Origin of the sequence: Shewanella glacialipiscicola (assembly GCF_023283485.1) — a bacterium.
Classification (GTDB): domain Bacteria; phylum Pseudomonadota; class Gammaproteobacteria; order Enterobacterales; family Shewanellaceae; genus Shewanella; species Shewanella glacialipiscicola.
The window spans coordinates 91132-106352 of sequence record NZ_JAKILU010000009.1 but is presented as its reverse complement, the minus strand read 5'-3'; the positions used below and the strand labels follow the sequence as shown (position 1 = coordinate 106352).

Sequence of the window (15221 nt, the reverse complement as noted above, 5' to 3'; positions counted from 1 at the left end):
TAATGTGCCGATAAGTCACATCGTCCCTGCCGCGCAATAATCAAGTTAAAGGTAAAAATAAAACAGGCCCGCAAGCGGGCCTGTTTGAATAAAACTAAGCTTACTTATGATACTGCTTTGATTGCGCATGCACAGCTTTAATAAAAGCACCGGCATGTTCTGGATCTACATGCTGATGAATACCATGGCCTAAGTTAAACACATGACCAGTACCTTCACCGTAACCGGCTAGAATATGACCGACTTCTTCTTCAATCCGAGGAATCGGTGCATACAACATTGAAGGGTCCATGTTGCCTTGTAGTGCCACTTTATGGCCTACACGACGACGGGCATCGGCAATATCTACAGTCCAATCTAAACCTAATGCATCACAACCGGTTTCGGCCATGGCTTCTAACCACAAACCGCCACCTTTAGTGAACAAAGTCACAGGGACTTTACGACCATCGGCAAAACGAGTCAGACCATCGATAATCTTCTGCATGTAACGCAAAGAGAACTCACGATAAGCACTGTGCGATAACGCACCGCCCCACGAGTCAAATATCATCAAAGATTGCGCACCGTTAGCAACTTGGGCATTCAAATACAAAATAACTGAGTCAGCCAGCTTGTCTAATAACATGTGTAATGCCATTGGCTCTGCATAAGCCATCTTTTTAATTTTTTCGAAGGTCTTGCTCGAACCGCCTTCAACCATGTAGGTGGCAAGTGTCCAAGGTGAGCCTGAAAAACCAATTAACGGCACAGCGCCATTCAGTTCACGGCGAATGGTGCTTACGGCACGCATCACATAACCTAGCTCATCTTCAGGATCGGGAATATGCAGTTTTTTAATCGCATCGATAGTGTTTGTAGGGCGCTCGAAACGTGGGCCTTCGCCCTCTTCAAAATATAAACCTAAGCCCATAGCATCAGGCACGGTCAGAATATCGGAAAACAAAATTGCAGCATCAAGGCCATAACGACGTAAAGGCTGTAGCGTGACTTCACAGGCAAGCTCATGATTTTTACACAAAGACATGAAGTCACCCGCCTGCGCGCGAGTCGCTTTATATTCAGGAAGATAACGGCCAGCTTGACGCATCATCCACACAGGGGTCACATCAACAGGCTCTTTTAGTAGCGCGCGTAAGTAACGATCATTCTTTAATTCTGCCATTGGGCTTAGTTCCTAGTCTTATTAAAATCCGCAGGGTCGGTAGTTTAGCATTTACGCGAATAATGTAACCTTTATGTGCAAATTTATGTGACCCAATCGCCATCGTTGACGGCGATTCAACCACATAATGTGGAAAATGTTATCGAGATAACGTATTGCAGTGTTTATTCGTAACAAAGTCACACTAAGACAGAAAAAAGTTGCGCCCGTTCCCTGCCTTTGGTATAAAAAGTCTGCGCTAGCAAGAACAATCAAGAAGCTCCTATAATCGAGCCTGCTACAAACGTTACTCGCCCAACGATAGGTTTCTATCGTTGGGCTTTTTATTTCTATTTTTTCAGACAAAACAACTGGTTTGTCCATTTCGCCATTATCCTCAATCTGTATTAAAAGAGTTGATCGAATAGCAACTTGTCCCTACATTAGAGTTATGTATAAGCACTTCAATGGAATGCATCATGCTGAGAAAACTTGAAAAAGCAGAACAAAAGTGGGGCGGTTCAAATAAGCTGATTGATCAATGGCTAAAAAGCCGCCGCAAACTGTTAGTGCATTACTGCCAAATTGCCGGACTTCCCCCCTACGGTAAATCAGAAAAATCTCTTCCTTCCTTCGAACAAGTTAAAATTTTCTGTGATTTATTAGTCGACTATGTCTCCGAGGGACACTTCGAGATCTATGACACCGTCGTCAATGCCTGTGGCGAATATGGGGAGTCAAGTAAAAATCTGGCGCAGCAAATGCTGCCTCAGATCACGCCAACTACAAATATCGCATTAGATTTCAACGATAAATATGCCGAGACTCAAGACGATCATGTATTTTCTCAACTCGATAAAGACTTATCTGAGCTTGCCCAAAATATGGAAAACCGTTTCGAGCTTGAAGATGAATTACTTGAAATGCTGTACCGTAAGCATTCTGAACACGCCCCACAAGTCTAAAGCATTTACAAACGGTGTTTAGCCTGTATTGGTTTTTTATCCTAACAGACGAATCAAAATATTCACCGTAGAGCAGACAACAAAAAGCCAGCTTTCGCTGGCTTTTTTACATCTAATGACCTTAACGGTAATCGATTACACAGCTGTCTGGAAAATCACTTCCGCAGCTTTTTTAGTGTAAGACTCAATTTGATCGAAGTTCAAATAACGGTAAGTGTCAGCGGCTGTCGCATCTAACTCTTTAGCGTACTCTTGATACTCTTCTGGTGATGGCAAACGACCTAACAACGCAGCAACCGCAGCCAGTTCAGCAGAGGCTAAGTAAACATTAGCGCCTGTACCTAAACGGTTAGGGAAGTTACGGGTAGAAGTCGATACCACAGTTGAGCCTTCAGCTACACGTGCTTGGTTACCCATACACAGTGAACAACCTGGGATCTCGATGCGCGCGCCTACACGACCAAAAATCGCGTAGTAGCCTTCTTCAGTCAGCTGGTCTCTGTCCATCTTAGTCGGTGGAGCAATCCACAAACGCGTTGGCAGTGTTTTAGCAAACTTGTCTAACATTTTACCGGTGGCACGGAAGTGACCGATGTTAGTCATACAAGAACCGACAAACACTTCGTCAATCTTAGTTTGCGCAACCGATGACAACAATACTGCATCATCTGGATCGTTCGGCGCACACAGGATTGGCTCTTTGATGTCGTTTAAATCGATTTCGATAACCGCAGCATACTCAGCATCTTTATCGGCGCTCATCAATTCTGGGTTAGCTAACCACTCTTGCATCGCTTTGATACGACGCTCGATAGTACGACGATCGCCGTAACCTTCAGCAATCATCCACTTAAGCATAATGATGTTTGAGTTCAGGTATTCAATAATCGGTTCTTTGTCTAACTTAATAGAGCAACCCGCAGCAGAGCGTTCAGCCGATGCATCAGACAACTCGAATGCTTGTTCCACTTTCAGTGACTCAAGACCTTCGATTTCCAGTACGCGACCAGAGAAAATGTTTACTTTACCTTTCTTCTCAACAGTTAACATACCCAGCTCAATGGCTTTAAGCGGGATAGCATGCACCAGATCACGCAGTGTGATACCTGGTTGCATTTTACCTTTAAAGCGCACTAATACAGACTCAGGCATATCGAGTGGCATAACACCCGTCGCCGCAGCAAACGCCACTAAGCCAGAACCCGCAGGGAATGAAATACCGATTGGGAAACGCGTATGTGAGTCACCACCAGTACCAACGGTATCTGGAAGTAGCATACGGTTTAACCATGAGTGAATTACACCGTCACCTGGACGCAGTGATACACCGCCACGGTTCATGATAAAGTCTGGCAGAGTATGATGTGTATTCACATCAACAGGCTTTGGATAAGCGGCAGTGTGGCAGAATGACTGCATAGTCAAATCGGCACTGAAACCTAAACAAGCTAAATCTTTCAGCTCATCACGGGTCATAGGACCTGTCGTGTCTTGTGAACCAACAGAGGTCATCTTAGGTTCGCAGTATTGGCCAGGACGCACGCCAGCAACGCCACAGGCTTTACCAACCATCTTCTGCGCAAGCGTATAACCTTTACCGGTATCTGCCACGTCTTGTGAACGCACGAATACTTCTGATAAACCTAAACCTAGCGTTTCACGGGCTTTATCTGTTAAACCACGACCGATGATCAGGGGAATACGGCCACCAGCACGCACTTCGTCTAACAGCACGTCAGTTTTCAAACTGAATTCTGAAATCACTTCATCAGAGTTGTGACGCTTCACTTGACCGGCATATGGGTAGATGTCAATCACATCGCCCATTTCCATCTTGTCGACATCAAGCTCGATAGGCAGTGCGCCAGCATCTTCCATCGTATTGAAGAAAATAGGTGCAATTTTACCGCCAAGGCAGAAACCGCCCGCGCGTTTGTTCGGTACAAATGGAATATCATCACCCATAAACCACAGCACTGAGTTAGTCGCTGATTTACGTGATGAACCGGTACCCACAACGTCACCCACATAAACCAATGGGAAACCTTGAGTTTTTAATGCTTCGATTTTTTTAATCGGGCCAATAACGCCAGCAACATCAGGCTCAATGCCATCGCGGGCGTTTTTCAGCATCGCTAACGCATGTAATGGAATATCAGGACGTGACCATGCATCAGGCGCAGGAGATAAGTCATCGGTGTTGGTTTCACCAGAGACTTTAAATACTGTTAGCGTAACCTTATCAGCCAGTTTAGGACGGCTTAAATACCAATCCGCATTAGCCCAAGCTTCAACGACTTGCTTAGCAAATTCGTTACCCGCTTCCATTTTCTCAACCACATCGTGGAAAGAGTCAAACATCAGCAAAGTATGCGATAAGGCTTTAACCGCTAATGGCGCTAACGCTGGATTATCCAACTGCGCGATCAATGGATCGATGTTGTAACCGCCTTGCATGGTGCCTAATAATTCAGTCGCACGCTCAGCAGATAAAATCGGTGACGTTGCAGTGCCCTTGGCAACCGCATCTAAAAAAGCAGCTTTTACATAAGCGGCTTCATCAACACCTGGGGGAATTCGATTTTCTAGCAGGTCGAGAACGAACGCCTCTTCACCTGCGGGTGGATTTTGAATTAACTTAACCAGTTCAGCCACTTGATGTGCATCTAATGGCTTAGGGACTACACCCTCTGCAGCACGCTCTGCGACGTGTTTACGATATGCTTCTAGCACGGCAACATTCCTCTTTTTTTGGCGCTCTAACAACAAACTGCATGTCTTCTCAATAGAAGCAGGCAGTCCGACATGATCGACCCGTATTTCTGGCCTGCAGTATACTACAGCTTTGCAAAAGTATGAATCTGGTCACACTCGGCAGAAGGCAAAATAAGGACTAAATCCGCCGACCATGGTTAACTTACGCGAATATTAAAACAAGTGAAATTAGACAATAGTTTGAAAACAACTAAAAAATCATATCTCACAACTGCTTAACGATATTTGCTAAATTTAAAATCAAACCGATGTTTTTCTGTATTCGCACTCAAATATATGTAAATTTTCTTATATTGCGGCCTCTTGGCTTTTAAGATCTTAAGCAAAAACTTACACTCGGGTTCAATAAAAGATATTCATTCCTATTACCTCAGCAGCGGAGTACCCATGACATCCCTAAGTCTTCAAGCGGTTATTTTTGATATGGATGGCGTTTTAATCGATTCTGAGCCCCTGTGGCAACAGATAGAGTTGGAAGTGTTATCAGCCTTAGGCGTCCCGATTACGATAGAAGCAATTCACCAAACGACTGGCTTGCGTATCGACCAATGTGTCGATTATTGGTATCGCAGAGCGCCTTGGCCTCATTATGATAACGCCAAGGTCAGCCAAACGATTGTAGATAAAGTAGCGCGGGAAATTTCACGCAGCGGCGAAGCCATGCTCGGTGTGCACCAAACGATGGCACACTGCCAAGCGCTGGGGCTAAAAATTGGTTTAGCAACCTCCTCATCCACACCGCTCATTGAAGCGGTATTATCAAAACTGGCACTGAGCGATAAATTTATGTCGGTGCAATCTGCCGAAAATCTCACCTATGGTAAGCCGCACCCTGAAGTGTATTTAAACTGTGCCAAGGCGTTAAATGTCGATCCCCGCTATTGCTTAGCCATTGAAGACTCTTTTAATGGTTTAATCGCTGCCCGCGCAGCCAATATGCAAACGGTTGCGATTCCTGCGCCAGAGCAACAAGGTGAAGCAAAATGGGTCATCGCTCACCATCAAGCGCGTAACTTGTTAGATTTACCTGCCATTTTGGCAAATTACGCGTAACGGCATGCCATAAAAAAGCCAGACATTGTCTGGCTTTTGCGTTTAAATTTAAGTTTAAGTTTAGCTAATCGCTTGCGTTACCAAATTTTCACTCGGTCATTGGGCGTTAAATACATTTGATCGCCCTCTTTCATCTCGAAGGCTTTATAGAAGGCTTCCACGTTACGTGGTGTGCCCATAGCACGATAATGACTCGGTGAATGCGGATCGGTGAGCAAACGGCGGCTCAGCTCTTCATCACGGTAGTTACGACGCCATACCTGCGACCAACCCACAAAGAAGCGTTGCTCACCCGTTAAGCCATCGAGCACGGGCGCGGGTTTACCGTTGAGGCTCATTAGATAAGAACGTGCCGCCACAGTTAAACCGCCTAAGTCACCAATGTTTTCGCCAAGGGTTAAATCTCCATTCACAAATTGACCCGGTAGCGCTTCGTAACCCGAATATTGTGCCGACAATTGTTTACCACGCTTTTGGAACTCTTCGCGGTCTTTATCCGACCACCAATCACGCAGGTTACCATCACCATCGTATTTGGCACCTTGGTCGTCAAAACCATGGCTGATCTCATGACCAATTACCGCACCAATGCCACCATAGTTGACTGCATCATCGGCATCCATATTAAAGAATGGCGGTTGCAAAATAGCCGCAGGGAAAACAATTTCGTTTTTCACCGGACTGTAATAGGCATTCACGGTTTGCGGCGTCATACCCCATTCAGTACGATCGATTGGCTGACCGAGCTTGTTGATCATGTCTTGATATTCAAACTGGGCATAACGCATATAGTTACCGACTAACTCGTCGGCTTTGATGTCTAAGCCTGAATAATCTTTCCATTTATCTGGATAGCCAATTTTATAGGTAAATTTGGACAGTTTTTCTTGGGCGGCAATTTTCGTTTCTGGCGTCATCCACTCAAGTTCATTAATGCTGACTTCAAAACCTTTGATCAAGTTTTTGATCATGGTTTCCATGCGTGCTTTGGCTTCTGGTTTAAAATATTGTTTAACATATTCTTCGCCCACCAGCTCGCCAATCACTTGGTCGGCACCATCCACGGCTTTTTTCCAGCGCGGTTGCTGCTCTTCAATCCCCATTAGAGTTTTACTCTTAAAGGCGAAGTTCAAATCGACAAAGTTTTTACTGAGCAGCTCTGCGTAGCTATCGACCAAATGGAAGGTGAGATAATCCTGCCAAGCTGCAACAGGAAAACTGTCAAAATTAGCACCAAGCTTTTCAAAGTAAGAAGGCTGACGCACAATTATGTCTGTTACTTTATCGTCTAAGCCTGCACTTGCGGCAAAGGCATTGATATCAAATTGACCCGTTAGCTTTTGCAGCTCAGCGCGATCTAACTTGTTATAAGCCTTATTGGCATCGCGAGACTCCACACGGCTCCACTGGCTTTTTGCAATCATCATTTCAATATCGGCGACACTTTTAGCCGCACGTTTGGCATTTTTATAACCCGCTTCGGTCAATAAGTCGGTGACATATTTCGCCATTGCTTGGCGGTTAGCGGCAAACTTAGGGTCATCTTTAAGGTAGTAATCGCGATCTGGCAGCGTCAGCCCCGATTGGCTTAAATATACCGCATATTGGGTTGAGTTTTTGGCATCGTTATTAACGTAAAAACCAAAAGGAATACCTGAACCATGAGTCAACAATGTTCCCATTACCGCGGGTAAATCGCGGTGTGTTTTCACCGAGGCAATATCGGCAAGCAATGGTTCAAGAGGAGCGGCGCCTAAGGTTTCGAGTAAATCGGTATTCATAAAGCTGGCATTAAAATCACCGATTTTCTGCTCATTAGAGCCTGCCGCTGGATTCTTTTTAGCCGCTGCTTCATCGATGATTTTTTTCAAAGCATCTTGGCTTTGATCGTACAACACTGAAAATGCGCCGTAGTTCGACTTATCAGCAGGAATAGGCGTATTGGCAAGCCATTTACCGTTAACGCTGTAATAAAAATCGTCTTGATGGCGAACTGAGGTATCAAAGTTTTGTAATTCAATACCAGATACGGCGGCGACTTCAGTTTTAGGCTCAGTACTACAAGCCGCTAAACCTAAACCCAAGGCAATGCCTAATGCTAGTGTGCTTATCTTTTTCATTGTTTTCCCCAGCTTCCATTGAGAGTGTTATTATTTTTCCAGTAAAACCTTAACATTTTGCATCTACTGTCTGTAGTCACATTTTGTAAATGGTTATGACTCTTTGTAACAACATCAGCTTACATTCACTGAGTTGAGTTAAACAGACTCTTTAAAAGTTGATTGGGATAAACCAAAATTAAAGGCATCAATATTGATGCCTTTAATTTTAATACGCGGTGAATGTTTGAACAAAATTTAGAAGTTTTTACCTACAAATAAATAAAATGATTTATCACCTAGATCGGAAACACCAAAGCCTAAAGCCGCAGGTCCCATGGAGGTGTCGGTACCAAAATAAATACTTGAGGCATAAATTAAATCAGTGAGAGACACATCACTGCGGACATCCCACACATTACCCGACTCTAAACTCCAACCTAAATATAGAGGGTAATCTGTCATACCAAGCACATCACGCCCCAAATCATATTGATATACAAAAGCACCAAATACTTTATGTGCACCCATCAAAGAATCTTTATGGTAACCCGATAGATTTAAAAAACCACCGAGCTCAGCCAAATGCAAGGTACTGAAATCATCGTTAATGGTCGCGAATGAGGCTTTACCCACAAAGGCATGATTACCCACACTTAACGCGCCTTTCCAGTCAGCTTCAATTTGCACACTGTAGCCATTTTTGCCATCGTCGAGAAGATAATCAAGATCTTCATTACGCACATAAACGTTTAAGGTCACCCGGTTTCCCGATGTCGGAAAGCTAATACTATCTAGGCTATCGTAACCAAATTTAAAATAAGCGCCGTAGGAGCTAAAATCTAAGTCCTCGGTTAGCCAAGCATCGTTAACGATAGCGCCTTTTTCTGCGACAATGCCTAACTCGATGCGCCCTTGAAGGGTGTAGTTGTAACCGATCCCAGACTCAACACTATGCGTTTGTTTATCTAAAACTAAGACACGACTATTATTATCGTAGAGATCCCAGTTTTTATTTTCATATTGGTAACGAGCACGCGTGTAAAACTGCTGATCCCTGTCTAAGGGTTGATAGAATTCAGTTGCGAATAACTTTTCAAAACCGAGTTTAACTTCGTTGCGCCACTCGCCGCCATTAAAGGTTAAATCAGTCATGGTGTAAGCCATATCAAAACTGATGGCAGACTCTGAGTTAAAATCATCCTCCCAATTAAAACCTAGCTGGAAATAATTAGGTCCCCAGGACTTCGCCCTCGTCGTGACCGTCAGTATGCGGCCATCCTCCCCTTCGGCAAACTCAGCATCGACTCGTTCAAATTTATTGAGGGAGTAAATGCGTTTTAATGCATCATTGAGATCATCTTTAGTGACTGACTGCCCCTCTTTCAGATTCAACGCTTCTTTTAACAGGTTCAAGCTCACCTTAGACTGGTTATCAAAAACAATCTCATTAATGGGATGGCTGACATCAGCCATTAAGGTTTTACCTTTGGCCCTTTTTGCCTCGACGTAGGCGGTATATTCTTCAGGGCTCACGCTCATCGCGCTCAATTTACCCAGCTGCTCGTTGGCGGCATCTTTTCCGAGGGTTAATGCCAAGGGCATAATAGTGAAATCAGTGGTGCTTAAGGCATCAATAGCGGGCCTGATCAATACATCTTTGTCTGTCAGTAGTTGCTTTTGCCTTGCCGTACTCGCGTTGGTCAAAAAGTTTGACAGCTGGTCTAATACAGCAATGGTGCTATCTAACTTATCTTGTTTAACTAAAGGTGAACCAATGTCCACCGCAATAATAATGTCAGCCCCCATAGCCTTAACGACATCGACGGGCATATTGTTAGCAATTCCGCCATCAACCAATAACTGCCCCTCAATAAGGGTAGGTTGGAGCGCTCCTGGTACTGTCGCAGAGGCTTGCATAGCATTCACCATGCTACCGTGGCTTAACACTACAGGTAAGCTGGTTTCTAAGTCGGTTGCTACAGCACGATAGGGAATCGCCAAATCATCAAAATTACCAAATTGCTGCACTAAATCGGTAGACTGACGCAAGAGTTGCGACATGGTCTGGCCACGCAGTACCCCACTTGGGGCTCTCACCGCACCTTCGTTATAACCAATGTTCAGTGGAATGTTATAGCGATCGCGTAACTGCTTATCCCGATAAGTCAAAATATTGCGAGGGATAGTATCCGAATAGCCACTGTCCCAATCGAGACCCATCATGATTTCTTCTACTTCACTGGCACTGTACCCCAGTGAATACATGCCTGCGACATAAGCGCCGATACTGGTGCCCGCAATATAATCGACTGGAATATTATGTTCTTCTAGCACTTTAAGCACGCCCACATGGGCAGCACCTTTGGCACCACCCCCGCTAAGAACCACCCCGATTTTAGGTCGTTCGGCAGCGATTAAGGGCGTGATCAACAAACACAAAAGACAAGAAGCGAATAATTGACGCATCATAATGAGGCTACTTTTTTATAGGATAAAAATCTGAATGATATTAACAAACTTATCGATTTAACCGGCAAACATATTTTATCTGACCGACTCTAATAGACAATACATCATATCATGTTGAGTTTAGGTAACGCCTCACTATGCGTAAGCATTGGATCACCCAGAAGAGCTTAAGTCCTTCAATTCAGCCCCATCACATCGACTATAATTTGAGTTAAGTTTTACTCTACTGAGGATATTTAGTGTTTTATCTGTAAATAATCTTCAAAATCTTTTCTACACATAGGCTTAGCAAAATAATATCCTTGGATAATGTAGCAACCACGGCTAAAAACCTGCTCCAGCTGCTCAACGGTTTCAATCCCTTCGGCCACCACATTGAGCTTAAGGTTACGTGCCAGCTCAATGATACTGCTTACAATCGCTTGGTCTGCAGTATTCGTGGCAATATCAATCAAGAAAGAACGGTCTATTTTGAGCGTATTGACCTCAAAATGGCGTAAATAAGCTAATGAGGAATAACCGGTTCCAAAGTCATCGATGGCAACCTCAATACCTAAAGATTTTAATTTTTTTAAGTAACTTTTAGCGATCTGCAGTTCTTTCATCAGTACGCCTTCGGTAATTTCTAATCCCAAAAACGCAGCTGGCATACCGGTTTCTAGCAAAATTTGTTGTACGCCTTCAATAAAATCCGCTTGACGGAAATGCACCGCTGAAATATTCACCGATAACTTAAAGGGCTCAGAACAAGATTGAGCCCATATAGCCCCCTGTATACAGGCTTGGCGCAGCACCCAGCGATCAATCTCAATAATCAGTCCGCAGGCTTCGGCAACCTCAATGAAAATATCAGGCCGAATCAATCCTTGTTGCGGATGATGCCAGCGGATTAATGCTTCCATACCGACAAATTTGTCGTTACGTAAAATATCCACTTGCGGCTGATAATAAAGCTCAAACTCCTCGCGTTCTATTGCCTTGCGTAAATCGGCCTCTAAGCGCAAATGATATAAAGCCTGTGCATTGCGTTCCGACGAATAATATTTGAAATTACCGCGGCCCTCTTCTTTGGCATGATACATAGCGAGGTCGGCATTTTTAATAAATGCTTCAGGTTGAACCGCATCATCGGGCCAAATGCTGATCCCAATACTGGTCGAAATATAAAACTCGCGCCCAAACAAACTAAAGGGTGTGACGATTTGTGCTAATAGCCGTTCTGCAACATGATTAATCTCATCAAGATTGTCGGCATTTCGCAATAGAATCACAAACTCATCACCACCAAAACGGCATAATAGGTGTTCACTACTAATGCAAGATTGTAATCGGTTAGCCGCTTCGACTAACAAAGCATCTCCCATACTATGGCCGTAGGAGTCATTAACATGCTTGAATCTATCCAAATCTAAAAACAGTAAAGCTAGTTTTTCACCGGTTTGTTGCGCATTTTGTATTGACTGCATTAGCCGCGCGCTAAATAAAGACCGATTAGGTAAGCCGGTGAGGACATCATAATTAGCTAGGCGACGTAAATCGGCTTCGGTACGTTTACGTTCGGTGATATCCGAAAAAACCACCACGTAGTAACTCACTTTATCATTGGCGCTTTGCATGACTGAAACGTTGAGCCATACCGGACACAAGCCATTACGACTCACCAGTTCACGTTCTCCAGTCCAAGAGCTACCTTGCTCTAACAAGAGGTTTATTTCTGCTGACAAATCTTCTCTTTCTTGCAAAAAATTTGACAAAGATTGTCCAACTAACGCGTCTTGCGTAACCCCAATAATCTGCTGAGCAGCAGAGTTAGCGACTTTAATCTTTTCATCTGCATCTAAAATCAATACGCCTTCAGACGTATTTTCAAAAGCTTGGGCAAGCAGCTTAACGTCATCTTCGAGCTGGCGCTGCACGGTAATATCACTGTAAATCCCTGCCACTCGCTCAATCTCATTGGTATGTTTGTTACGAGCAATAGGACGCCCTTTTACCCTTAGCCATCCCCAGTTACCATCTCGACGGCAATAGCGATATTCCGTATCAAAACGGTCAATCTCACCGGCAAGCATGCTGTCCCACTCGGCAAAAATCTTATCTTTATCTTGCGGATGCACAGGTAATTCATCCCGTGAAAGAATAATTTCAGTCGCATGATCGCCAAACACTGCACTGCGATTATCAAGGTGGAATGATTGCGTCTCTTTATGCCATTCCCAAAGATCAGAATCGCTACCACGTAGTGATTGCCTTAATCTATCATCACTCTCTATCAGCGCTTGGTTCATTTGCATAAACACGCGCGTTTGTCGTTGTCGATACCAAGCAACGCTTAATAGTGCCGCCGAAAAAAACAATAACAACACGCCTTTAAAACCCTGTGTTAACCACCAGTGTTGCCCAACATAAAATGGGTATAAAAACGGCTTACTTGACCAAATCCCATTGACTTGGCTCAATATATCCAGTACGTAATCGCCCGCAGCGAGTCCTGCAAGGTTTATCTGAGATTCACCTTGTAACAAGACATACTTGGCCTCTTCACCTTGATAACGGAGTCGATATTTAAACTGAATTGGCGCGTCATCAAGGTAATCAAGATTGGTTATTTGTAAGCTCACCATATTGGCATCGGGCTTGATGATCATCATAGGTTGAGGCAGTAACGATACTTCGGTGGCGTTATCGTAATATACCGAAACCGATTCAAGCATCACACGATTATTGTTGGCCCGATTGGTTAACTTATCGATATTCAGTCGCATAACCCCTTCTGGGGTACCTAAATAAAAACCCGTTTCAGGTGAGTAAAAATAGGCTCCCTCATTCATCTCGTCGGAAATAAAACCATCGAGTTGATTAAATACACTTACTTTTCCTGTTTTTGTGTCGTGTTGGATCAGTGAGTCTGCACAGCCAATGAGATCGGCATTGATAATTTTTTGAATAAAAAATACCGCACTGCAACTGACCTGCCACTCAGCAGTTAGATTACGTAATGGCTCACCTTGTTGATATTCAAATAGTCCTCTCTCGTAGGTACCAAACCATACAGCCCCTGACGACATTTCTTCAATATGGGTGACCGTGGGTGATGATGCAAAAGAACTAAACAAGCTACGCTGATTATGGAACTCACCTTGCTCATCAATGTAGCCAAACACCTTTTTACCGCCCAGCCATAATTTACCGTCTGAGGCACGATAAATAGTGCGAATAGTCGGCCTTAGCGGCTCATCCGTTGGTGTGGCTTTATCAATATTAAAGGGCTGTGGCACTGTAAGACCAGGCTCCCAAAAATATAGCCCTGCGGCCGTTGTTATCCAAACACGCCCTTTGAGTAATGGGTCAAGATAAGTTTTAAAAATAACTTTATTTTTAAATAAATCATCGCCCTTAGCCCAATCCGAAAAACGAGTGCCTTTAAGGGTTAACTCGTCAATAACGAAGAGTCCTTCGGTAGTGGATAGCAACAAGAGATCATCATTGAAACGGGCGATGTTGTAGATATATTCATGGGATTCTAGGCCATCAATGGGAATATCGATGGCCGTTTCATTGTCTTTACCAATAAACGCTAAATGTGAAGAACCCAGCCAAATACCAGCATCGTCCTTATAAACTGACCAAGTCATAGTATCGCTGAGTTTATATGGTTCGGCAGCGGTATAACTATCAAGAATAAAATCCGGCTGTGAGGCAAGTAAGGCTAAACCATCACCAGAACCTCCCACCCACATTAAACCCGCATCATCAAATAATATGGCCTTAAGTATTTCCATATTGGCCTGCGTTTTCAATTCCTGCTGATAATTATCAACTTTACGTGTTGCGGGTGACCATTTGACTAAACCAACTCGAGTGGCAAACCACAGTTGGCCTTTAGCGTCTTCAGTAATCAGGTCACTCCAATCCGGTAATTCAGGTACTGCGGTTATCTGTTGGCTATCGGGCTCAAGTTGATAAACGCCTCGCCCCGTTGCAACCCAAACTCGATGGGACGAATCCACCTTCATATCGAGAATATTCCCCTTCGCTTCGTCCCACGGATATTGGATATCCAATGTGCCATCAGAGTTAAGTCGTTCGAGTTGCAACTGTCCCGCTAAGAGTATTTTTCCACTTGGCATAACCTGTAATTTACGCCATGGTAAATCGCGGTTCACCGTTAATTGCGTGAGTAAGGTGAGCTTAGGGGCTGTCGGCGTAAATTCGAAAATACTGCCGCTATTCGTTAGCAGCAACCAAGTGTGTAGGTCTTTACGGGTCGCAGAGATCAGTGCACCACCGGTATAGTCGGCAAATAAATGGGCTGAACCAAAAGCGGTAAATTTGTTTTTAGCGATGTCGTACAGGTAAAGCGCAGAAGTGGTACTCACTAACAAAAGATCACGGTCGATATTGGTAACCGAAGTCACAAAATCATCGGCGATTCGTGATTCTGTACCCACTTTGTCAATTCGTCGCACCTTAGAATTACTGACCCGATATAAACCTTGCTCAGTCGCCGCCCACACAAAACCATGATCATCTAAGGTTAACCCACGAATACTGGTTGCGGCTAAACCATCTTTGTCGGTAAAAACACGCTGCACAAAACTACCCGCCCAAACTGCGTTTAGACCAGTCAAAAATAGGATGAAACATGTCAGAATTATTTTAATTATTTTTGTTTGCATGTGACTACTTACTTCATACCAGAGTCTCACTGTA

At 44.0% G+C, this 15221-nt stretch carries 7 protein-coding genes; 2 read left to right on the top strand and 5 right to left on the bottom strand.

Annotated features, from left to right (window positions below; all coding sequences use genetic code 11):
- Positions 1 to 100 precede the first annotated feature (100 nt).
- Complete coding sequence (gene hemE, locus L2717_RS09400) at positions 101 to 1165, bottom strand: uroporphyrinogen decarboxylase (protein ID WP_220772241.1); 1065 nt, start codon at positions 1163 to 1165, stop codon at positions 101 to 103.
- Positions 1166 to 1623: 458 nt separating this feature from the next.
- Here hemE and rsd point away from each other — a divergent pair, with 458 nt between their 5' ends.
- Positions 1624 to 2109: a sigma D regulator gene (gene rsd, locus L2717_RS09395; protein ID WP_220772240.1), complete on the top strand. Its 486-nt coding sequence runs from the start codon at positions 1624 to 1626 to the stop codon at positions 2107 to 2109.
- A 135-nt stretch (positions 2110 to 2244) separates the two neighbouring features.
- Here the strand turns inward: rsd and acnB are convergent, their stop codons facing one another.
- Entirely contained in the window at positions 2245 to 4842 is a 2598-nt protein-coding gene (gene acnB / locus L2717_RS09390; RefSeq protein ID WP_220772238.1) for a bifunctional aconitate hydratase 2/2-methylisocitrate dehydratase, read from the bottom strand.
- 429 nt (positions 4843 to 5271) lie between these two features.
- Between acnB and hxpB the strand changes: the two genes are divergently transcribed.
- Positions 5272 to 5937 (top strand): hexitol phosphatase HxpB, encoded by a 666-nt coding sequence (gene hxpB, locus L2717_RS09385; RefSeq protein ID WP_220772235.1) that lies wholly within the window; start codon positions 5272 to 5274, stop codon positions 5935 to 5937.
- A 77-nt stretch (positions 5938 to 6014) separates the two neighbouring features.
- Here the strand turns inward: hxpB and L2717_RS09380 are convergent, their stop codons facing one another.
- The 3 genes from L2717_RS09380 to L2717_RS09370 all read right to left on the bottom strand — a co-directional run bounded on the left by L2717_RS09380 (position 6015) and on the right by L2717_RS09370 (position 15187).
- On the bottom strand, positions 6015 to 8057 hold the full coding sequence (locus tag L2717_RS09380; RefSeq protein ID WP_220772233.1) for a M13 family metallopeptidase: 2043 nt from the start codon (positions 8055 to 8057) through the stop codon (positions 6015 to 6017).
- 237 nt (positions 8058 to 8294) lie between these two features.
- Positions 8295 to 10508, bottom strand: coding sequence for a patatin-like phospholipase family protein (locus L2717_RS09375; RefSeq protein ID WP_220772231.1), 2214 nt, complete (start codon positions 10506 to 10508; stop codon positions 8295 to 8297).
- A gap of 236 nt (positions 10509 to 10744) precedes the next feature.
- Entirely contained in the window at positions 10745 to 15187 is a 4443-nt protein-coding gene (locus L2717_RS09370; RefSeq protein WP_248938036.1) for an EAL domain-containing protein, read from the bottom strand.
- Between the last annotated feature and the right edge of the window lie 34 nt (positions 15188 to 15221).